Origin of the sequence: Citrobacter sp. Cpo065 (assembly GCF_030332805.1) — a bacterium.
GTDB classification, from domain to species: domain Bacteria; phylum Pseudomonadota; class Gammaproteobacteria; order Enterobacterales; family Enterobacteriaceae; genus Citrobacter; species Citrobacter portucalensis.
Genome location: NZ_JAOWHC010000029.1, coordinates 269,241 through 289,614 on the forward strand (window position 1 = coordinate 269,241; position 20,374 = coordinate 289,614).

A 20,374-nucleotide genomic window follows, 5' to 3' on the forward strand; every position below is an offset into this window, starting at 1 on the left:
GTAAGGATCCCGACAATGAAAAAAACAACATCCGCGCTGGCATTGCTGATTGCTGCGGCGTTAAGCGGTTGTGCGGCGCATACCACGCCAGCCAGCAACGCCAGCGTTACGGAAAAAACAGCGCAACCTGCCGTCAGTGATGTGCAACAACGCGCGCTGGCGGATGGGTTATATGAAATGGCGCTTAGCCCGGCAGGGGATGCGTTGTACGTTGCCAGCGCCGAAGGATTTAAAGATGTGCAGGGCGGCGTGGTTTACAAGCTGGATCCAAAAACGCTTAAAACGCTCGGCTTGAGTCATACCGATATGAAAAACTTTGGTATGGCTATCTCGCCGGACGGTAAAACAGTGTATGTCACCAACTCACTGGATGGTGGCCTGAGCGCGCTGAATACCGCTGACGGCAAAGTGAAAAATCGCGTACTGTTCCCGGAACGTAACCCAGAAGGTTTCCCGTATGGTGCGCGCCAGGTGCTGCTGCATAACGGTTTGCTCTATATTGGTGCCGTGGCGGATCCGGCGGTGATTTGGGTGGTTGACGCTGAAACCCTGAAGCTAAAAACCCGCATTAAAAATACGGGTAAATGGATGACCGGACTGCATTATTCAGAAGTGACGCAGCGAATTTATGCAGCTAACGGCGGCGGTGAAATTCTTGTTATCAACCCGCGTAATCAGCGCGTAGAAAAACGCTGGCAACCGCTGGGGGAACAACCTGCGCTGTTGCTGAATATGGCGGAGGACGCACAAACGGGTCGCCTGTTTGTCACCGACAACTCGAAAGCGAAAACTACCCTGGTGCTGGATATCCATACCGGTAAGCTGCTGAAAAAATTGGATGTGGGTGATTCGCTGGCGGTGAAATTTAACGCAAAACGCAACGAAATCTATATTACCCAGCGTGATTCAGGGAAATTGCTCAGCCTGAATGCGACCGATTACAGCGTGAAGAAAAGCTGGGATTTACCACCTAACCCTAACAGCTTGCTGCTCTCGGCGGATGGGCAAACCCTGTTTGTCACCGTGAAACAGAAATTTAATAAAGACCACTCTACATCTGCGCCAGATAACGTGGTACGTATTGACCTGAATAAACAATAACAGCTCGCCTTCTTTCTATTGTTTTTCTCCCGAGCCTCGGTGCGTTGGGCAAGGAGGCCCGGCGTATCCAATCGATTGCGCCTTGCGACAACCAGGTTGAAATGTTAAAAGAAGCCCCTTCAATAAAAACCACACAGGGGAAGGGCGTGAAAAACGCGTCAACTGCATCTGACACCAGCGTGTCTGATGCCGCGTCGACGAACGAGCCGACGCTTCAACGAGGGTTGCAAAACCGCCATATTCAGTTAATTGCGCTGGGCGGCGCAATTGGTACCGGCCTGTTTTTGGGCATTGGCCCGGCTATTCAGATGGCGGGACCTGCGGTGTTACTGGGTTACGGCGTTGCAGGGATCATCGCTTTTTTGATTATGCGTCAACTGGGCGAAATGGTGGTCGAAGAACCCGTTTCCGGATCGTTTGCCCATTTTGCCTATAAATACTGGGGACCGTTCGCGGGTTTTCTGTCCGGCTGGAACTACTGGGTGATGTTTGTGCTGGTCGGCATGGCAGAACTGACAGCGGCAGGGATCTACATGCAGTACTGGTTGCCCGATGTTCCGACCTGGATTTGGGCCGCGGCATTCTTCGTGATCATCAATGCCGTCAATCTGGTCAACGTACGTCTGTATGGCGAAACGGAATTCTGGTTTGCGCTGATTAAAGTACTGGCCATTATCGGCATGATTGGTTTTGGCGTGTGGATGCTGTTTTCCGGTAATGGCGGGGAACATGCAAGCATCGATAACCTTTGGCGTTACAACGGCTTTTTTGCTACCGGCTGGAACGGATTAATTCTGTCGCTGGCAGTGATTATGTTCTCCTTTGGCGGGCTGGAGCTTATCGGGATTACTGCCGCGGAAGCGCAGGATCCACAGAAAAGCATTCCAAAGGCGGTAAACCAGGTGGTGTACCGTATTCTGCTGTTTTATATCGGTTCTCTGGTGGTGCTGTTGGCGCTGTACCCGTGGGTGGAAGTGAAATCCAACAGCAGCCCGTTCGTAATGATTTTCCATAATCTCGACAGCAACGTAGTGGCTTCTGCGCTGAACTTTGTCATCCTGGTGGCTTCGCTGTCGGTGTATAACAGTGGCGTCTACTCTAACAGCCGTATGCTATTTGGTCTCTCGGTTCAGGGTAACGCGCCGAAGTTCTTAACCCGCGTCAGCCGTCGCGGCGTACCGGTGAACTCACTGATCCTTTCCGGTGCTATTACGTCGCTGGTGGTACTCATCAACTATGTGCTGCCGCAAAAGGCCTTTAGCCTGCTGATGGCGCTGGTGGTGGCAACGCTGCTGCTGAACTGGATTATGATTTGCCTGGCACATCTACGATTCCGGGCGGCGATGCGTCGTAAGGGACGTGACACGCAGTTTAAAGCGCTGCTGTATCCGGCAGGGAACTACCTGTGTATTGCTTTCCTTGGCATGATTCTGGTGCTGATGTGTACGATGGATGAGATGCGCCTGTCAGCTATCCTGCTACCGGTGTGGATCCTGTTCCTGTTTGTTGCCTTCAAACTGCTGCGTCGTAAGTCCCGCTAAGTTTCTACCGATCTTGTTATTACCGATCCCATCGTCAGGATGGGATCGGATCCTCACTCAACGTTTATCGTGACCGTTCTCGCAATTTTGTTGCTGCTGACAGGAACTTTATTTTGTAATCGATTACTTTTCTATTGAATCTAATTTGTAATCGATTACATTTTAAGGGTGGGGCAAAAAATGGTGTCAACAACCGAAAGTAGTGGAAAACAGAGCGTACAGTACCGGCTGCTGGTGCCCCGGCTGTCGCTAATGATGTTCTTACAGTTCTTTATCTGGGGAAGTTGGTCCGTCACGCTGGGGCTGGTGATGAGCCAGCACAACATGTCGCTGTTGATTGGCGATGCGTTTTCAGCCGGGCCCATTGCCTCTATTCTGTCGCCATTCGTCTTAGGGATGCTGGTAGACCGCTTTTTTGCCTCGCAAAAGGTGATGGCGGTGATGCACCTTGCTGGCGCGGCAATCCTGTGGTTTGTTCCGCAGGCATTGGTGGCGCAAAACGGTGCACTGTTGATTGGTCTGCTGTTTGGCTACACGTTGTGCTACATGCCAACGCTGGCGCTTACCAACAATATTGCTTTTCATAGCCTGTCGGATAAGGACAAAACCTTCCCGGTGGTGCGGGTGTTTGGCACCATTGGCTGGATTGTCGCGGGGATCTTTATCGGTGTAACCGGAATTTCGGACACCACCGGCATCTTTACGCTGGCGGCGATTATCTCTGTGATTCTGGCGCTCTACAGCCTCACGCTGCCCAACACGCCAGCACCGGCGAAAGGACTGCCGGTAAAAGTTCGCGATCTGTTTTGTGCGGATGCTTTTGCTTTACTCAAGGTCCGTCACTTTTTTGTCTTCTCGCTCTGCGCGACGCTTATCTCTGTACCGTTGGGAACCTATTACGCGTATACCGCGTCGTTTCTTGCTGATGCGGGCGTCGGCGACGTCAGTACGGCGATGTCGTTTGGTCAGATGTCTGAAATATTCTTCATGCTGGTGATCCCGTTCCTGTTCAGACGTTTGGGCGTGAAATACATGCTGTTAATCGGGATGTGCGCCTGGTTCGTGCGTTATGCCTTCTTTGCCCTCGGCATCAGCGAAGAGGGCCGATTCCTGCTGTATCTCGGCATTCTGCTGCACGGCGTGTGCTACGACTTCTTCTTCGTAGTCGGCTTTATTTACACCGATCGTATCGCCGGGGAAAAAGTAAAAGGTCAGGCGCAAAGCATGATCGTCATGTTTACCTATGGGATCGGTATGCTGCTGGGCTCGCAAATTTCAGGCGCACTTTACAACCGGCTGGTGGCGGGGCAAACCGTGCCTCAGGCGTGGACCACATTCTGGTGGATCCCGGCAGTCGCTGCCGCAGTGATTGCCCTGATTTTCCTTTTCTCTTTCAAGTATGACGACAAAGAGCAGGCGTAATTTTCAGGAGGGGTTATGAAAACCATCAAGGGGCCAGGCATTTTTCTGGCGCAATTTATTGGGGATCGCCCGCCATTTAACACCCTGGAAGGCGTGGCAAAATGGGCGGCGGAGCTGGGCTATAAGGCATTACAAATCCCGTGTAATCACAAGTCGCTGTTTGATGTCGAACAAGCTGCTGTAAGTCAGGCCTATTGTGATGATATTCGCGGGATGCTGGCCGGATATGGGTTAGTGATTAGCGAATTATCTACCCATCTTGAAGGTCAACTGGTTGCCGTCCATCCGGCTTACGATGACGCTTTTGACGGATTTGCTCCGCCGTCTGTACGCGCTAATCCGCAGGCCAGACAGGCGTGGGCCATCGAAACCCTACACCAGGCCGCTGCGGCTTCGCAAAGACTGGGGCTGACGGCACATGCCACGTTTTCAGGTTCGCTCGCCTGGCCTTTCTTTTATCCGTGGCCACCGCATAATCGTCAGCGCTTTGAAGAGGCTTTTCTGGAGCTGGCGCGCCGCTGGAGACCGATACTCGATCGCTTTGATCACCATGGGGTGGATGTTTGCTTTGAGATCCATCCCGGCGAAGATCTGCACGATGGCATGACGTTCGAGCGTTTTCTTGCGCTGGTTGATAATCATCCTCGCTGCAACATTCTCTATGACCCGAGCCATCTGTTATTGCAGCAGATGGATTATCTTGGGTTTATCGATGTCTATCACTCGCGTATTAAAGCGTTCCACGTCAAGGACGCTGAGTACCATGCCAGTAGCCGCAGCGGTGTCTATGGCGGTTATCAGCCGTGGCTCGATCGCGCCGGGCGCTTCCGTTCTTTGGGGGACGGGCAGGTCGATTTCAAAACGATCTTCAGCAAGCTCACACAATATGATTTCCCTGGCTGGGCGGTGCTGGAATGGGAGTGTTGCCTGAAAGACGCGCAAACCGGGGCGCGTGAGGGGAGTGATTTTATACGGCGCCATATTATTCCGGTTTCTGCACGTGCATTTGATGATTTCGCCGCTGGCGATGAGGTACGCAAATGATACAGGTTGGCATTATTGGCAGCGGATTTATTGGGCCTGCACATATTGAGGCGTTGCGTCGACTCGGCGGTGTGAACGTGGTGGCGCTCTGTGATAGCTCACTGGCGGTTGCCCAGGAACGCGCAGATGCTCTTCATATTCCTCATGCGTACGGCAGCGTTGAAGCGCTGCTGGCGCATCCCGGACTACAGGTAGTGCATAACTGTACACCGAATCATCTGCATACCGACATCAATCGGCAGATTTTACGCGCGGGTATGCACGTGTTTTCAGAAAAGCCGCTGTGTATGACGCCGGATGAGGCTCGTGAACTGGAAACGCTGGCACAGCAGGCTGGAGTGGTGCACGGCGTGAGCTTTGTCTATCGCCAGTTTGCAATGGTGCAGCAGGCGGCCAGTATGGTCAGAAGCGGCAGCGTGGGTAGTCTGTTTGCCGTACAGGGGAGCTATCTGCAGGACTGGATGCTGCTGGAGACTGACTACAACTGGCGGGTCGATGCCGCACAGGGCGGCGATTCACGGGCGGTAGCGGATATCGGTTCGCACTGGTGTGATACGGTGCAATTCGTGACTGGAAAACGTATTGTCGAGGTGATGGCCGATTTGGCTATCGTCTGGCCGGTACGTAAAGCCAGCATTTCCAGTAACGCTACGTTTGGCCAGCAAACGGCTGATGTGCAATTTGAGGATAAAGCGGTTACGACAGAAGATCGTGGGTCGGTGCTGGTACGTTTTGATGATGGCAGCAAAGGCTGCTTTAGCGTTTCGCAGGTGAGTGCCGGGCGCAAGAATCACCTGAGCTTTGAAATTAACGGTAGCCACTGTTCACTGCACTGGGATCAGGAAACGCCGCAACAGCTTTGGGTCGGGCACCGTCAGCAGGCGAACCAGATCCTGACGGACGACCCAGGATTGATGAATGCGGATGTTGCTGCCAGTGCGCACTTTCCGGGTGGGCATATTGAGGGCTGGCCGGATGCGTTCAAGAATATGATGCAGCAGTTTTATCAGGCGGTGTTGGCAGGCAAAATGCCCGCGACGGCGGAGCGTCGATTTGCGTCTTTTTCTGACGGTGCGGATGTGATGTATATTATTGATGCAATTATAAAAAGCCATCAGCAGCAGCGTTGGATATCAGTACAGCGCTAAACACGCATCCGGTTCGCCAGTCGGCGATTTTATGGTAGCCTCAACGCAAAGCGTAAACCGCAGGATGTGTCGTCGTTATGTCTATTCAAAAAATCGCCCAGCTTGCCGGTGTGTCGGTGGCGACGGTATCGCGTGTGCTGAATCACAGTGATACCGTCAAAGCCAAAAATCGTGAGCGCGTGCTACAGGCTATTAAAGAAAGCAATTATCAGCCCAACCTGCTGGCGCGTCAGCTGCGTACGGCACGTAGTTCGATGATTCTGGTGATGGTTTCCAACATCGCCAATCCTTTTTGTGCAGAGGTTGTTAAAGGCATTGAAGAGGAGGCGGAGAAGAATGGCTATCGCATTTTGCTGTGTAATTCCGGCTCGGATACAGCCCGATCAAAATCGGCGTTGAAGCTCCTGTCGGGGAAAATCGTCGATGGCATTATCACCATGGATGCATTCTCCAAATTACCGGAACTGACTACGCTGATTGGCGATGCGCCCTGGGTTCAGTGCGCGGAATATGCTGACAAAGGCGCGGTTTCCTGCGTGGGGATTAACGATGTTGACGCCGCACAGTCGGTAATATCTCACCTGGTGGATAAGGGCTACCGACGAATTGCCTTAATCAATCATGACCTGAGTTATAAATATGCTCGTTTGCGCGAACGCGGCTATAAAGCGGCGCTGCATGCGCTGTCGCTTGAATATCAGGCTGTGGAATATGCCAGTGAATTAAGTTCCAGTGCAGGAATTGCGGCGATGAAAATACTACTTGCCGCAGAGGTGAAACCCGACGCGGTGTTTGCCGTATCGGACACGCTAGCCGCTGGTGCGATGCGCGCTATTTTCGATGCCGGATTACAGATCCCGCAGGATATCGCCGTTGTTGGTTTCGACGGTACGGAACTGGCAGAAATGGTTTCTCCACAGCTTTCGACCATTGAGCAGCCCTCACGGGATATAGGCCGCAAAGCGGTAGGATTATTGCTGAATAAAATAGAAAATCCTGACGCGCAGACGGAAAGGGTGATGATGGACTGGCGCTATATTTCACGCGCCAGTACCTGAGCTTTATCGCTGAAACGCGCCAGACAGCGCACGAATATCGTTTCCGGTAGGCGACTGATGAATGCGCAAGCCAAACTCTTCGACTACGGCAAATATATGGTCGAAGATATCAGCCTGAATACTTTCATATTCAAGCCAGACCACCGTATTGGTAAAGGCATAAATTTCGATCGGTAAACCATGATCGTCCGGCGCAAGCTGGCGCACCATTAACGTCATATCTTTGCGAATACGCGGATGATGACGCAAATACTCGTTCAGATAAGCGCGGAAGGTGCCAATATTGGTCATCCGGCGGTGATTCAACACCGATTCAGGCGCATCTAACTGCTGATTCCACTCGTCAATTTCCTGGTGACGTGCGGTTAAATACGGTTTCAGCAGGTGGGCTTTATGCAGACGCTGGCGCTCATCCTCATCAAGAAAATGGATGCTGGTGGCATCGATGCTGATGCTGCGTTTTATTCTCCGCCCACCGGAAGCCGACATTCCACTCCAGTTTTTAAAAGAGTCTGAGACCAGTGACCAGGTTGGGATAGTGGTGATGGTGTTATCCCAGTTGCGCACTTTCACGGTGGTTAAGCCAATATCGATAACCGCGCCATCTGCACCATATTTCGGCATTTCCAGCCAGTCGCCAAGCTTTAACATATCGTTGGCGGAGAGCTGTATTCCGGCAACCAGACCGAGAATAGGGTCTTTAAACACCAGCATTAACACGGCGGCCATGGCGCCCAGACCGCTTATCAGTATTGCCGGTGACTGACCAATCAGCAGGGAAATCATCAATATTCCGACGAGAATTGCGCTGATGAGTTTGATGCCCTGGAATATGCCTTTTAGCGGTAATTGCGATGCGGCAGGGAGTTTTTGCGACAGATTGAGAATAACGTCCAGCAGGGAAAACAGGGACAGCAGGGCGTACATCATGATCCACAACTGAGCGCAGGTCACTAATATTTCTGCTGCTTCGCTGCCTTTCTGTAGCCAGAGTGCGGCCTGTATATTGACAATGATACCCTGCAGGGTGAATGCCAGCCGGTGAAATAACTTGTTCTGCGTGATGATTTGTAGCCACAGGCGGGAGCTGGCGCTGGCACGCTTTTCAAATGCGCGTAATACCACCCAGTGCAAAATAACGTGAACAATAATGGCGGTGATAAAAATAATGCCAAAAATCATCACCAATGAGGTGGTGTGATTTATTTCAATGCCGAGTTCTTCTACCTGAGATATCAATTCCTGCATAACGTCTCCTTAATAAACAGCGGTCTATGATGACCGCTGCGCGGAGCTTATGCAAATGCGGAGGATTAGACTTCCGTCAGCGTCGTTTCCAACGGCAGACGAGATTTCGGCAGCGCGGCGTTGAAATCTTCTACGCTGTGATGACCCACAGGAACCACCACTACGCTGGTGAAACCTTTTTCTTTCAGGCCAAATTCTGCATCCATGACAGCTGAATCAAAGCCTTCGATCGGCACAGCATCCAGGCCCATCGCCGCAACGCCCAGCAGGAAGTTACCGACGTTCAGGTACACCTGTTTTGCCATCCAGTGGTTGTCATCTTTCAGTTCTTTGCGATGCATGTCGGCAAAGAAGGTGCGGCCTTTGTGGTTTGCGGCTTTCGCTTCAGGCGTGGCGAAACGACCATCGCTTTCTTCTTGATCCACCACGCGTTCCAGCCACGCATCGTCCATCGCCGTTTTGGCGCAGAACACCACAACGTGGGAAGCATCCAGCATTTTACGTTCGTTGAATACAAAGCCGCCGGCTGCGGATTTAGCCACACGCGCCTTACCTTCGTCAGTGCTGGCGACGATAAAGTGCCATGGCTGAGAGTTGGTGCTGGACGGGCTAAACTGCAGCAGCGTTTTTAATTTTTCGGCCTGCTCAGCGGTCAGTTTTTTATTCGGATCGAATGCCTTAGTGGAGTAACGTTTTAAGGCGACAGAAACAATATCCATAACTACTCCTGGTGATTTTCCATACCCTGCGGGTGCGTTTTGTTTCAGCAGGGTACAGGGTTAGTAGGCAAAAGATAAGACAGGAAAATGCAAAAACACTTATCGGGGTTAGCGATAAATCAACCTGGACGCAGGCGTTTTTGATCCCGTTTCGGCAAGCCGTCGACGACGCGGTGCCAGGAATCATTCACCAGCTCTGCCAGTAATGACTCGGTAATATCGTCACCAGGATAGACCGAGATCCAGTGCTTTTTATTCATGTGATAGCCGGGCTTAATGCTGGGGTAGATCTGCTGGTTTAACAGTGATTTTTGCGGATCGGATTTCAGGTTAATAAGTGGCCGTCCGCGAAGCTCCGTGACCAGCATAAAAATTTTACCGCCAACCTTGAAGACATCGTATTCCGGGCCGAAAGGCCAGCAGTGTTCGGTAAAAGGTAGTTCGAGCGCAAGGCGTTTCGCACAGGCAGGAAGGGTCTGGCCGTCCATTATTGTTCCTCGCGGGTCAGGGCGCGCCACATGGCTTCAAACCCCATCGAAATATATTCATTTGCGCGGGCAGCGTCGCGGGCGGCGAACTCCATGGTGGTTTCTGCCAGAGAAAGGAATAGCCCGTCGCCAAAGGCGCGATATTCGTCAGACATAAACTCGGGTCGTACGGAACGATGACAAAGATCGCGCAGTTCCGGGAACATATCGTCAGCCTGTTGTTCGGTTTCCTTGCTTATTTTCTCGCTGACGGCCAACTGACGAATCGTGCGATGCCCGCAGGTGTGGTTCAGGCTAGCTGTTCCAGATGTAGTGAGTCATGGTTTTGGCATCGGTCACTGAACGATCCAGGTTTGCCATCATCGACTGACAAAGGTCTTGCTTCAAAAAGAGGTAAAGCTCGTTGATCAAATCATCTTTGGTCGCGAAATAGCGAAACAACGTTCCCTCCGCAACCCCTGCATTACGGGCTATCACGGCGGTCGAAGCCGCAACACCTGATTGTGCAAATGCTGTGGTTGCAGCTTCCAGTAATGCCAGTTTTTTGTCTTCACTCTTCGGACGAGCCACTACACTTTACCCTTAAGTCTGTAAAAAACATGATTGAATCACGGCGTTTGCTGCGCCGCAACGGCGAATGTCAAAGATTGAAAATCATCTTGACGGAGAACTTTCGATTTCTATAATGAGTGCTTACTCACTCATAATCAAGAGTCAGTCGCGCAAACCAGCGGAAAGGGGGCGCGTTTAAGGTCAGGATATGAAGCGTCTCACAGTTTGTGTGGTTGTTATTATGCTTATTGCTGCAGCTGCAAGTTTACCGTTTGTACTCAATGCCGGGTTTGGTCAGGCGCCGCAAGGGGCACAACTGAGTCAGGTTGAACAGTCACCGCACTATCGTGATGGACAGTTTCATAACCAGGTGCCGACACCGGGCTATACCGGCAACAAAGGCATGCTGGCGGCCTGGTGGGAGTTTCTGGTCGCTAAGCGTGAAAATGCACGACCAGCACAACCGTTACCTATGGTCGCGACCGATCTCGCCGGGCTTTCGCCGCAGCAGGATACCCTGGTCTGGCTGGGCCATTCTTCGTGGTATTTACAGCTGGCGGGTCAACGTATCCTGATTGATCCGGTTTTCAGCAATTATGCCGCACCGTTCTCGTTCCTGAACAAGGCCTTTGCCGGTGATTATCCGTGGACCGCACAGACGATGCCGGAGATAGACCTGCTCATCATCTCGCACGATCACTATGACCATCTGGATCTCGCCACTATCAAGGCGCTAATGTCGAAAATTAAGCGGGTGATTACGCCGCTTGGCGTCGGGTCGCATCTGCGTTACTGGGGGATGCGCAGCGAGATAATCGAAGAACGGGACTGGAATCAGTCCGTCAGAGTGACGGATTCGCTGATCGTTCATGTGCTGCCTGCTCGTCATTTCTCGGGACGCGGTATCAAACGCAACCAAACGCTATGGGCGAGCTTCATGTTCGAAACGCCGGAGCAGAACGTTTATTACAGCGGCGATTCCGGCTATGGACCGCATTTTAAAGCCATCGGCGAGCAGTTTGGCTCTGTCGATTTGGCGATTATGGAGAACGGTCAGTATGACCAGGACTGGAAGTTTATTCACATGATGCCGGAAGAGACGGCTCAGGCCGCGGCAGATCTGCATGCGAAAGCCGTGTTGCCAGGGCATGCCGGCCGTTTCGTTCTGGCGAAACATACCTGGGATGATCCTTACAAACGACTGGCGCTTGCCAGCCGTCATCAGGATTACCGACTGCTGACGCCAATGCTGGGTGAACCGGTAATACTGTCCGAACCGGACCAACCGTTTACGGCCTGGTGGCAACAGGTGACTCAATGAATACAGGGGAGAGCATGATGACGATTTCTGCTCAGGTAATTGATACGATTGTTGAATGGATTGATGATAATTTGAATCAACCATTGCGCATTGATGATATTGCACGCCATGCGGGATATTCCAAATGGCACCTGCAGCGTCTTTTTATGCAGTACAAAGGCGAAAGTCTTGGGCGTTACATCCGCGAGCGCAAGCTGCTGTTGGCGGCGCGCGATCTACGCGATACCGACCAGAAAGTGTACGACATCTGTTTGAAATACGGATTCGATTCGCAGCAGACCTTTACGCGTATTTTCACACGTACGTTCAGCCAGCCGCCGGGAGCTTATCGCAAAGAAAATCATAGCCGAACGCATTAACAGCAGAGGGTTCTCGCGGGCCTAATCCGCCAGCGAGAACCAGCGCCGCCAGATGAAGCGCAGCACCAAATATTCAATCACGCCCAGCAGTAAAAACCACAGGCAAAACAGCAAAGTATAAAACTGATTGAGATCCATCAGATGAAAAATGGCGACGAGTTTTTGCGCCAGCATCAGACCAAGCGAGGGGGCGGGTAGCAGCAGGCAAGACAAAAAAGCCAGTAGCAGGATCCCTGCGACAGTCATCAGTGATTCAAGCGGGTGTTTCATGACATTGTTAAACTTGAGTTAAAAAGCTATTGTCCGGGATCTCAGCGGGCAACGCAAATACCCACGCTTACAACCCCGCCCAAATCTCACAATGTTTTTTCACCAGTCCACTCAGTGACCCGCCTTCGGCGACAAAGTCACGCATGTTTTGTGCTTCATCATGACCATTTTTAACCTGCAGATGTATAGCTTCAATCGCGCTGGTTGCGCCTACTTTATCTGCAGAGGTAGCGATATTCTCCAGGAGTCGCAATGTGTCTTCTGACAGGCGGCAACCGTCGCCGGTATTGACGTCGGTGACGATTCCCGCCATACCAAAGCGACAGGCCTGAAAACGATTGAATTTATACAACAGGTAATCACGCTCCTGGTGCTTGAATGGACGTTTGGTGAGTAACCAGTGGGCGGTAGCCTGAATAAGTCCTGCCATATTGACCGCATGATCAAGGGTCAGCGGCGTATCCATTACCCGAACCTCTACCGTGCCAAAGTGCGGGCTGGGGCGGATATCCCAGTGTAAATCTTTAATGCTATCAATCATGCTGGTGTAAGCCAGTCGACGGAATAGCCCCTCGAATTCCTGCCAGTTATTCACCCATGGCATCGGACCATTATCGGGAAATCCGGAGAAAATATTCAGGCGCGCGCAGGCAAACCGCGTGTCGGACGTCTGCATATAAGGTGAGGTGGCCGAGAGCGCAATAAAATGGGGAACAAATCGCGACAGGCCGTGTAGCAGGTAAATGGCATCATCGCCGTTTGCGCAGCCGATATGCACATGCTGGCCAAACACCGTCGCCTGCTGGATAAGATAGCCAAAATTTTCCAGGTTGCGCCGATAGCGTTCGTCATCGCAGACTTCCTGACGTTGCCATTTTTGAAATGGATGTGTGCCACCGCCACAAATGGCGAGGTGATGCTCTGCAGCAACTCGCATAATTATCTGCTGCATAGCGGACAATTCAGCATCAGCCTGGTCGATATTGCGGCAAACTCCGGTCGCCATCTCCAGCATACTTTCGGTGATATCGTGCTTCACTTCTCCGGCGGTGAGCTGCGGTTTTACGGCGTCAATCAGCCGGGAAGAATCCTGACTCAGGTCGTAACCTGGCGGATTGACCACCTGCATTTCCAGTTCAATGCCTAACGTAAAAGGGTCGGAAACATGAAAATCAGGTAGTGGCATAAGGCTCTCTTCCGCGTTGATTTTTAATCAGTATAGAAGGACTGCTGATTTTCTGTTCGTCGTCAAAATCACCCTTGTGACGCTTTGAAGGTGTAATGGCCAGTGTTATAACTATTTTTTACTTCGCTACTGGGGTTGAATCGTGCCGGAAATAAATCTTTATGGGCAGACCGTCGGCGATGTCGTGCCGGACTGGAATGGCGCTGCCGTACTGCCACGGGAAACGCTGATAGGGCAATATTGTCGACTGGTTCCCCTGGATGCCGAAAGCCATGCCGCCGATCTGTTTGATGCCTACGCGCAGGCGCCGGACGATCGCGACTGGACCTGGCTTGCAAGCTCTCGCCCCACAAGCGTTGAGGCCGCAGTTTGCTGGGTGCAGGGTAAATCCTCGGATGCATCTCTCGTTCCCTATGCCGTCATTGAACAGCGTTCAGGACGAGCTGTCGGACTGGTGTGCTTTATGGAGATTGAACGAGAGCACGGTTCGGTCGAAATTGGTCATGTGACCTGGTCACCGCGTATGAAAAATACGGTTCTCGGCACCGAAAGCATCTGGCTGCTGTTACGCCAGGCATTTGCGTTGGGCTATCGTCGCGTGGAGTGGAAATGCGATTCTCTGAACACCGCTTCTCGACGGGCAGCGGAACGCCTTGGGTTTATCTTCGAAGGTCGCTTTCGCCAGAAGATTGTGCGCAAGGGGCGTAATCGCGACAGCGACTGGTTATCAATGATTGATAGCGAATGGCCCCAGTGTGACGCCGTGTTACAGCGCTGGTTGGCCGCAGAGAACTTTGATGAACACGGGCGGCAACGAAAAACGCTGGCTGCCTGTAGCCGCGAATAAATTAACGCCCGCAGCTAACAATGGCTGCGGGCGTATTGCTGTTTACCAACAGATAAATCCGCCATCTACAACCAGGTCTACACCGGTGCAAAATGAAGCGGCATCGCTGGCCAGAAAGAGTGCCGGGCCCGCCATCTCTTCCACTTTTGCCATGCGCTGAATTGGCGTCTGGCTTTCAAACTCCCGCGTCTGATGAACCATTTCCGGTCGAGTATTCATCGGCGTGGCGGTATATCCCGGGCTGATGGAGTTCACGCGTATTCCTTTTCCAATCCACTCCATCGCCAGGCTTTTCGACAGATGAATCACCCCCGCCTTAGCGCTATTGTAATGGGCTTGTTCAAGGCCTCGGTTAACAATAATCCCGGACATGGATGCGATGTTAATAATCGAGCCACCACCGGATTCCAGAATCAGCTCGGCTTCGGCTTTACAGGAATTCCACACGCCAGTGAGGTTAATGTCGATAACGCGCTGCCACTGCTCGCTTTCCATTTCCAGCGCAGGGTTGGCGTTGGCAATGCCTGCGGCATTGACCGCAATATCCAGACGACCAAAGCGTTCCTTCGCCAGGGCTACCGCGGCGCGAAGGTCGCTAAGCTGGCGGACATCGCCCGTATAGAGCGCAGCCTGGGCGCCAATAGCGGTGATAGCATCAACGGTCGCGTTCAGCCCGCCGTCTTCGCGCAAATCAAAACAGATCACGTGCGCGCCCGCGCTGGCAAGTGCGCAGGCAATAGTCTGACCGATGCCGCTACCTGCGCCAGTAACGAAAGCGACGCGCCCCTCAAGATTAAACAGTTGTTGAGCAAAATCTTTTGTAATCATAGTGATGACTCTCTTAACAGATACCCTGGTGGGCATTAAGACATAATCAGGCCGCCATCGATGTTGATGGTTTGTCCGGTGAGATAACGCGCATCGTCAGAGGCGAGAAAAGCGACCAGTCCGGCGACATCCTCAGGTTTGCCCGCGCGTTTCATGGGGATGCCTTTAACCCATTCCGCCATCAGTTCACCTTTGCCATAGCGTTTTTCATCTGTGCTGAGAATTTCGCCCCAGACACGATCGTTGTAATCCCACATTTCGCTTTCGATTATCCCTGGGCAAAAGGCGTTGACGGTGATATTCCACGGTGCCAACTCATGCGCCAGGCTTTGCGTAATACCAATTACGCCCATCTTGCTGGCGGCGTAGTGTGGGGTATAGATGAAACCCTGGCGTCCCTGACCGGAAGAGGTATTAATCAGACAGCCCTGGTTTTGCTTAACCATATATTTTGCTGCTTCCCGACAGCAGAGCCATACGCCAGTGGTATTTACGGCGAGGACTTTTTCGAAATCGGCTTTCGGCATGCGGTCGAAATAGTCGATGGTGATAACACCCGCGTTTTGAATCGAGACATCAATGGTGCCGAAGCGCGCTGCGGCCTGCTCGTACAGAGATTGCACCTGCGCCTCATTGGTGACATCCACCTGCAAAGATAAAATATCTGCCTGATAGCGCTGACGAAGCTGTTCCGCTGTTTCGTGGACGCGCTCTGCATTAGATACCATCACCAGGTTTGCGCCGTCGCGGGCAAAACGTTCGGCGATACCTGCGCCAATCCCTCGACAAGCACCAGTGATGACAATTGTCTTACCATGAAAATCACGTTGCATATTTTTATCCCCTGTATAGGCCGGGCAAAAGATGCCCGGCGGAATGTTGCTGCTTAACTGGATACGGTATTTACTGAAGGTGCTGCCGCCAACTTTTCTTCATGGCGACGCATAAGAATGACTTTGTTCTGCAGCTTTTGCTGGAACTGATCGACAACAACGGCGGTGACGATAACCACACCTTTGATAACCATCTGCCAGAAGTCGCTGACGCCCATCATCACCATGCCATCGGCGAGGAAGACAATTACGAAGGCACCGATAATGGAGCCGGAGACGCGTCCGCGTCCTCCCGCGAGCGCAGTTCCGCCCAGCACAGTTGCGCCAATGGCATCCATCTCAAACATATTGCCGGTCATCGGATGTGCGGTTTGCAGTTGTGAAGCCACAATCAGCCCAACAAAAGCGGCACACAGGCCGGAAAAGGCGTACACAAAGATCTTCGCTTTTACGATAGGGACACCCGCCAGACGTGCGGCGGACTCGTTCCCCCCAATCGCGTAGATATAGCGGCCAAGTGGGGTTTTGGTGGTTACCCAGTAGCCCAGCAGCAGGAAGGCAATCATCAGCCAGATAGGGAGATAAATCCCCAACAAAGTACCTGAACCCAGCGTGGCAAAACCGGTATTGCCCAGCGCGTCCATGCCGTTAAGATTTGGGTAAGTGCTGCCGTCGTTAAACAGAAGAGCAGATCCTCTGGCAACGTACATCATGCCGAGCGTACAGATAAACGGCGCAACGCCGAAACGCGTGATGACGGCACCGTTGACAAAACCAACGACAACGCCGAAGAGGGCAACACAGATTATGACCTCTGGTACGTTGAAGAAGATGATGTTGCCACCCCAGATGGGCAGACCGTTGGTAAGCAAGGCGCCTGCAACCATGCCGCAAATACCCGCTACCGCCCCGACGGACAGATCGATACCGCCAGTGAGTATCACCAGCGTCATACCAATTGCCAGTAAGCCCGTGATGGCGACGTGCTGGGTCATGATCAACAGGTTAGAGGTGGTCAGGAAATAAGGTACCATCACGCTAAAGAATGCGATAACCAGCAGCAGTGCGATAAACGTTCTGGCCTTCAGGAGGTACATATAAATCATATATTTCTGGTTCATGATGGATTCCAGCCTGATTAATCTTGAGGTGTAGAAGCCGCGATTAATGTCTCGCGGGTAACCGCATGACGGGGGACATCAGCGGTGATTCGGCCATCGGCCATCACCAGAATGCGGTCCGCCAGCGCCATCACTTCGTCCAGCTCTGATGAAGAGAACATCACCGCCAGCCCTTGCTGCGCCATTTTACCAATAAGGTGATACACGTCGGTTTTCGCACCCACATCAATGCCTCGGGTGGGCTCATCAAGGAAAACCACCTGCGGTTGCGTCATCAATGCCTTACCCAGCACCACTTTTTGCTGATTACCGCCGCTTAATGAGGTGATAGGCAGTTCGGGATCGCTCACTTTGATAGCCAGTTGCTGGATCATTGCCTTCACACTGGACTGCTCTTTGTGCGGGTTCAGCCATTTCCAGGCACGGCGAAAGCCTTGCAGGCTGAAGTCAGACAGCGTCATGTTGGACTGAATCGACATCATCTGAACAACGCCTTCGCCCTGACGGTCTTCAGGCACCAACGCCAGCCCCTTTTTAAGACGTGACTGAAAATGGGCTTTATCAATGCATTCGCCGTTAAGCTGCACGCTCCCACTCTGGCAGGGCATAAGTCCCACCAGACCTTTGAACAGTTCCGTGCGTCCAGCGCCCAGCAGACCATAGATTCCGATGACTTCGCCTTTACTGAGGCTAAACGTCACGTCATTAAGCTTATAGCCGCCGCTCGGATGAAGGGCTGTGAGACCCTGTACGGATAAAACCGTTTCACCTTTTGGTGCGGGTTGATAATCAAAATGTTTTTTCTTGTCACCCACCATTTGTTCAATGATCCACGGAATACTGGCATCATTGACTGGGCGTTCGCTGATAAAACGACCGTCGCGGAAAATCGTGATGTAATCACCAATTTCCATCAACTCTTCCAGACGGTGAGATATATAGATGATGGTGACACCGCGCCGTTTAAGTTGCTCAATGACGTTAAACAACACTTTCACCTCAGACTGGCTGAGTGCGGAGGTTGGTTCATCCATGATTAAAACGCGGGTATCTTTGGAGAGCGCACGAGCAATTTCGACCAGTTGCTGATGACCGATCCCTAGTTCCTCCAGAGGTGTATACGGATCAACATCCAGCTCGAGTCTTTCCAGTAAGGATTTTGCCAGTGCGTACTGGTATTTTTCGTTGATTTTCCCTTTTTGAAAGAACTCGTTAGCCATGAAAATATTATCCATGACATTCATGTTTGGGAATAAATTCAACTCCTGAAAAATAATGCTGATACCCAGTTTTTCGGCCTGATGGGTCGAATTTAATGTGACGGGTATGCCATCCATAATAATTTGTCCGGAAGAGGGACTTTCGACACCAGCAAGCATTTTCATCATGGTGGACTTACCAGCACCATTTTCTCCGATCAGCACGTTTACTTTATTCCGATATACCCGGTAGTTGACGCTATCTAATGCCACTACCCCAGGGTAAACACGCGATAAATCGTGTGTTTCGATAATAACTTCAGATTCGACGGAATGAGGAGTGACGATATCTTGCTGCTGCATGTTATTGTCCTCCTACAGATTCAATTTTCGCTGGTGTAATAACCGGGATGGATTTTGGTATCTCCCACTCAGAAAAAACACCATAAACGTGTACTGATTCTCCGGTTTTAAGCTGCGCAGATTGGATCATCTTTATTGCTTGTTCGTTAATTCCTCGACCATATTCACCAAATAATACCTGGTCATTGAAATCACTATAACTTGTGCCTTTAAAGGCATCGCGTAATTGTGTGCCGCGCAGCGTCGGACCAATCTGCACAATAATGCTGTTGCCGCTTTTATCGGCGATAGTCATTTTTCCACTACGAGAGGCGGTATCAAGATTGCTAATTTTTCCTTCTACTTGTACGTAAAAGATGCAGGGATTCTCTTCCTGAGAACGGTAGCCGAGATTTTTACAGGCGCTATCAAAATCTTTTTCAGCATGCAAGGCCATTAATAAATCGGCCACCGGACGAGCCTGCCCGACAATTTGCGGAACAATTTTGTTTTGCCACGTTTGATCAATATTGGCCATGTGTGGATTCGGTGGCGACTTGAGGTCCGCAAGTTCCTGCTGCGAGACGATGCGGCATCCGCCCACGGTCAACAAGGCCAGCGCAAACCAGGCTTTTTTAGACATAATGTTCTCCTCTGCGCCTCCTGAGAGGCGCAACAACCCGGGATCAGGACTTGATATTGAAATCCTGCACTTTATCTGCGTTTTCTTTAGTGATAAGAATTCCGCGGAACATGACGCGTTGCTTTTCGGGTTTTATGCCTTTTTGCAGGTAGTTATCCAGATCGGTAACCCCTTGTGCTGCGATAGCCTGAGCCTGGAGCATGACGGTTGCCTGTAGAGTGCCTGCTTTCACCGCATCACGTTCGTCGTTGCTGCCGTCGATACCGACCACTACCACGTCGCTGCGGTTCGCCGCTTTTAATGCAGCAATAGCGCCCAGTGCAACAGGACCGTTACCGCAGATGATACCTTTCACGTCCGGGTGGGCCTGTAGGATGCTGTCCATAATACGTTTACCGTCGATAAGCGTACCTTTGGCATCCTGTCTGGCGACACTAACCATATCCGGGAACTGATCAATAACCTGGTGGAAGGATTTGGAGCGCGTAACACAATTATTATCCGCAAGGTTACACGTCAGTTCAGCATATTTACCTTTTTCGCCCATCTTCTCGACGAAAATATTTGCAACTTCGGAACCCGCCTGGAAGTTATTGTGGGTAATTTGCACCAGTGCAACATCATCAACGGGAATTTCACGGTTGATTAATATGACGGGAATTCCAGCTTTTTTCGCTTTTTCAATTGCCGCGACGCTGGCCGTTGAATCTGCATTATCCAGAACGATACCCTGGACTTTTTTGCCGATTGCCGTATCAATCAATTCATTCTGTTTTTTCACATCTTCACTGTGCGACAAAATTGTGGTTTTGTAGCCCAGTTCCTTGGCTTTTTCACTGGCACCTTTTGCTTCTGAGGCGTAATACGGGTTATCCAGTGAATTCACCATAATCATGATTGTCCCTTTTTCCGCTGCATGAGCAGTAAAAGACAAAGCAGTCAGGGTTGCAGCAGTTAACAGCGTTAAACGTAATTTCATGACAATGTTCTCTCTGTGTTGTTATTGTCGGGTACGGTGAAACAACGTAAAGCTTGAATTTCTTATGGTCCGGTGTCCTCCTGTATGTGTGGTAAATAACGTCGCGCGTTTTCCCAGGTGAGGCA

20 protein-coding genes and 1 pseudogene are annotated in these 20,374 nt (G+C 51.5%); 9 read left to right on the forward strand and 12 right to left on the reverse strand.

From position 1 onward, the window contains the following. Positions 1 to 15 precede the first annotated feature (15 nt). From OGY68_RS07260 to OGY68_RS07285, 6 genes are all read left to right on the forward strand, one after another. On the forward strand, positions 16 to 1,101 hold the full coding sequence (locus OGY68_RS07260; RefSeq protein ID WP_020996557.1) for a YncE family protein: 1,086 nt from the start codon (positions 16 to 18) through the stop codon (positions 1,099 to 1,101). 146 nt (positions 1,102 to 1,247) lie between these two features. Further along, positions 1,248 to 2,642 carry a phenylalanine transporter gene (gene pheP / locus OGY68_RS07265; protein ID WP_008784036.1) on the forward strand — a complete coding sequence of 465 codons (1,395 nt, stop codon included), beginning with the start codon at positions 1,248 to 1,250 and terminating at the stop codon, positions 2,640 to 2,642. Positions 2,643 to 2,822: 180 nt separating this feature from the next. Further along, positions 2,823 to 4,064, forward strand: coding sequence for an MFS transporter (locus OGY68_RS07270; RefSeq protein WP_032942623.1), 1,242 nt, complete (start codon positions 2,823 to 2,825; stop codon positions 4,062 to 4,064). A gap of 15 nt (positions 4,065 to 4,079) precedes the next feature. Next, the gene (locus OGY68_RS07275; RefSeq protein ID WP_057066485.1) at positions 4,080 to 5,108 is read left to right on the forward strand and encodes a sugar phosphate isomerase/epimerase family protein; all 1,029 of its coding nucleotides are present in this window, start codon (positions 4,080 to 4,082) and stop codon (positions 5,106 to 5,108) included. Continuing rightward, positions 5,105 to 6,256, forward strand: coding sequence for a Gfo/Idh/MocA family protein (locus tag OGY68_RS07280; RefSeq protein WP_057066484.1), 1,152 nt, complete (start codon positions 5,105 to 5,107; stop codon positions 6,254 to 6,256). Before OGY68_RS07275 ends, OGY68_RS07280 begins: the two co-directional genes overlap by 4 nt. A gap of 77 nt (positions 6,257 to 6,333) precedes the next feature. Next, positions 6,334 to 7,314, forward strand: a complete 981-nt coding sequence (locus OGY68_RS07285) for a LacI family DNA-binding transcriptional regulator (RefSeq protein ID WP_057066483.1) — start codon at positions 6,334 to 6,336, stop codon at positions 7,312 to 7,314. Between the two features lie 3 nt (positions 7,315 to 7,317). On the opposite strand, the gene OGY68_RS07290 is transcribed toward OGY68_RS07285, so the two are convergent. The 4 genes and pseudogenes from OGY68_RS07290 to OGY68_RS07305 form a co-directional block, all read right to left on the reverse strand. Further along, complete coding sequence (locus OGY68_RS07290) at positions 7,318 to 8,562, reverse strand: mechanosensitive ion channel family protein (RefSeq protein WP_057066482.1); 1,245 nt, start codon at positions 8,560 to 8,562, stop codon at positions 7,318 to 7,320. A gap of 65 nt (positions 8,563 to 8,627) precedes the next feature. Continuing rightward, on the reverse strand, positions 8,628 to 9,281 hold the full coding sequence (gene nfsB, locus OGY68_RS07295) for an oxygen-insensitive NAD(P)H nitroreductase (RefSeq protein WP_003831162.1): 654 nt from the start codon (positions 9,279 to 9,281) through the stop codon (positions 8,628 to 8,630). A gap of 119 nt (positions 9,282 to 9,400) precedes the next feature. Further along, positions 9,401 to 9,769 carry an MmcQ/YjbR family DNA-binding protein gene (locus tag OGY68_RS07300; protein ID WP_008784040.1) on the reverse strand — a complete coding sequence of 123 codons (369 nt, stop codon included), beginning with the start codon at positions 9,767 to 9,769 and terminating at the stop codon, positions 9,401 to 9,403. Continuing rightward, positions 9,769 to 10,339 (reverse strand): annotated as a pseudogene (locus tag OGY68_RS07305) (TetR/AcrR family transcriptional regulator). Before OGY68_RS07305 ends, OGY68_RS07300 begins: the two are co-directional and overlap by 1 nt. A 190-nt stretch (positions 10,340 to 10,529) precedes the next feature. On the opposite strand from OGY68_RS07305, the gene OGY68_RS07310 reads away from it, so the two are divergent. After that, on the forward strand, positions 10,530 to 11,642 hold the full coding sequence (locus tag OGY68_RS07310) for an MBL fold metallo-hydrolase (protein ID WP_286616914.1): 1,113 nt from the start codon (positions 10,530 to 10,532) through the stop codon (positions 11,640 to 11,642). A gap of 17 nt (positions 11,643 to 11,659) precedes the next feature. Then, a complete protein-coding gene (locus tag OGY68_RS07315) occupies positions 11,660 to 12,001 on the forward strand; it encodes a RamA family antibiotic efflux transcriptional regulator (RefSeq protein WP_003021996.1) in 342 nt (113 codons plus the stop codon). Positions 12,002 to 12,022: 21 nt separating this feature from the next. On the opposite strand, the gene OGY68_RS07320 is transcribed toward OGY68_RS07315, so the two are convergent. Together OGY68_RS07320 and OGY68_RS07325 are read right to left on the reverse strand one after the other, a co-directional pair. Further along, positions 12,023 to 12,271: a DUF1158 domain-containing protein gene (locus tag OGY68_RS07320; protein ID WP_032942634.1), complete on the reverse strand. Its 249-nt coding sequence runs from the start codon at positions 12,269 to 12,271 to the stop codon at positions 12,023 to 12,025. A 67-nt stretch (positions 12,272 to 12,338) separates the two neighbouring features. After that, positions 12,339 to 13,457, reverse strand: a complete 1,119-nt coding sequence (locus OGY68_RS07325) for a YbdK family carboxylate-amine ligase (protein WP_057066480.1) — start codon at positions 13,455 to 13,457, stop codon at positions 12,339 to 12,341. Positions 13,458 to 13,599: 142 nt separating this feature from the next. Here OGY68_RS07325 and OGY68_RS07330 point away from each other — a divergent pair, with 142 nt between their 5' ends. Next, the gene (locus tag OGY68_RS07330) at positions 13,600 to 14,304 is read left to right on the forward strand and encodes a GNAT family N-acetyltransferase (protein WP_057066479.1); all 705 of its coding nucleotides are present in this window, start codon (positions 13,600 to 13,602) and stop codon (positions 14,302 to 14,304) included. Positions 14,305 to 14,346: 42 nt separating this feature from the next. Here OGY68_RS07330 and OGY68_RS07335 read toward each other — a convergent pair whose 3' ends face one another. The 6 genes from OGY68_RS07335 to OGY68_RS07360 are packed head-to-tail and all read right to left on the reverse strand — an operon-like array spanning position 14,347 to position 20,249. After that, positions 14,347 to 15,132, reverse strand: a complete 786-nt coding sequence (locus OGY68_RS07335) for an SDR family oxidoreductase (protein WP_060682608.1) — start codon at positions 15,130 to 15,132, stop codon at positions 14,347 to 14,349. 35 nt (positions 15,133 to 15,167) lie between these two features. Next, positions 15,168 to 15,965, reverse strand: a complete 798-nt coding sequence (locus OGY68_RS07340) for an SDR family oxidoreductase (RefSeq protein ID WP_003831170.1) — start codon at positions 15,963 to 15,965, stop codon at positions 15,168 to 15,170. Between the two features lie 53 nt (positions 15,966 to 16,018). Next, positions 16,019 to 17,086 carry an ABC transporter permease gene (locus OGY68_RS07345; RefSeq protein WP_057066477.1) on the reverse strand — a complete coding sequence of 356 codons (1,068 nt, stop codon included), beginning with the start codon at positions 17,084 to 17,086 and terminating at the stop codon, positions 16,019 to 16,021. 17 nt (positions 17,087 to 17,103) lie between these two features. Further along, a complete protein-coding gene (locus OGY68_RS07350; protein WP_057066476.1) occupies positions 17,104 to 18,648 on the reverse strand; it encodes a sugar ABC transporter ATP-binding protein in 1,545 nt (514 codons plus the stop codon). Position 18,649: 1 nt separating this feature from the next. After that, the gene (locus OGY68_RS07355; protein ID WP_020996556.1) at positions 18,650 to 19,270 is read right to left on the reverse strand and encodes a DUF2291 family protein; all 621 of its coding nucleotides are present in this window, start codon (positions 19,268 to 19,270) and stop codon (positions 18,650 to 18,652) included. Positions 19,271 to 19,313: 43 nt separating this feature from the next. Beyond that, positions 19,314 to 20,249, reverse strand: a complete 936-nt coding sequence (locus OGY68_RS07360) for a D-ribose ABC transporter substrate-binding protein (RefSeq protein WP_003831174.1) — start codon at positions 20,247 to 20,249, stop codon at positions 19,314 to 19,316. Positions 20,250 to 20,374: the final 125 nt, after the last annotated feature.

Excerpts from the sequence above, each read along its gene's own strand:
- OGY68_RS07270 (WP_032942623.1), top strand. The coding sequence starts at position 2,823 with ATGGTGTCAACAACCGAAAGTAGTGGAAAACAGAGCGTACAGTACCGG.
- OGY68_RS07355 (WP_020996556.1), bottom strand. The coding sequence starts at position 19,270 with ATGTCTAAAAAAGCCTGGTTTGCGCTGGCCTTGTTGACCGTGGGCGGA.
- OGY68_RS07340 (WP_003831170.1), bottom strand. The coding sequence starts at position 15,965 with ATGCAACGTGATTTTCATGGTAAGACAATTGTCATCACTGGTGCTTGT.
- OGY68_RS07275 (WP_057066485.1), top strand. The coding sequence starts at position 4,080 with ATGAAAACCATCAAGGGGCCAGGCATTTTTCTGGCGCAATTTATTGGG.
- OGY68_RS07350 (WP_057066476.1), bottom strand. The coding sequence starts at position 18,648 with ATGCAGCAGCAAGATATCGTCACTCCTCATTCCGTCGAATCTGAAGTT.
- OGY68_RS07360 (WP_003831174.1), bottom strand. The coding sequence starts at position 20,249 with ATGAAATTACGTTTAACGCTGTTAACTGCTGCAACCCTGACTGCTTTG.
- OGY68_RS07345 (WP_057066477.1), bottom strand. The coding sequence starts at position 17,086 with ATGAACCAGAAATATATGATTTATATGTACCTCCTGAAGGCCAGAACG.
- OGY68_RS07315 (WP_003021996.1), top strand. The coding sequence starts at position 11,660 with ATGACGATTTCTGCTCAGGTAATTGATACGATTGTTGAATGGATTGAT.
- OGY68_RS07290 (WP_057066482.1), bottom strand. The coding sequence starts at position 8,562 with ATGCAGGAATTGATATCTCAGGTAGAAGAACTCGGCATTGAAATAAAT.
- nfsB (WP_003831162.1), bottom strand. The coding sequence starts at position 9,281 with ATGGATATTGTTTCTGTCGCCTTAAAACGTTACTCCACTAAGGCATTC.
- OGY68_RS07280 (WP_057066484.1), top strand. The coding sequence starts at position 5,105 with ATGATACAGGTTGGCATTATTGGCAGCGGATTTATTGGGCCTGCACAT.
- OGY68_RS07260 (WP_020996557.1), top strand. The coding sequence starts at position 16 with ATGAAAAAAACAACATCCGCGCTGGCATTGCTGATTGCTGCGGCGTTA.
- OGY68_RS07335 (WP_060682608.1), bottom strand. The coding sequence starts at position 15,132 with ATGATTACAAAAGATTTTGCTCAACAACTGTTTAATCTTGAGGGGCGC.
- OGY68_RS07300 (WP_008784040.1), bottom strand. The coding sequence starts at position 9,769 with ATGGACGGCCAGACCCTTCCTGCCTGTGCGAAACGCCTTGCGCTCGAA.
- OGY68_RS07310 (WP_286616914.1), top strand. The coding sequence starts at position 10,530 with ATGAAGCGTCTCACAGTTTGTGTGGTTGTTATTATGCTTATTGCTGCA.
- OGY68_RS07325 (WP_057066480.1), bottom strand. The coding sequence starts at position 13,457 with ATGCCACTACCTGATTTTCATGTTTCCGACCCTTTTACGTTAGGCATT.
- OGY68_RS07285 (WP_057066483.1), top strand. The coding sequence starts at position 6,334 with ATGTCTATTCAAAAAATCGCCCAGCTTGCCGGTGTGTCGGTGGCGACG.
- OGY68_RS07320 (WP_032942634.1), bottom strand. The coding sequence starts at position 12,271 with ATGAAACACCCGCTTGAATCACTGATGACTGTCGCAGGGATCCTGCTA.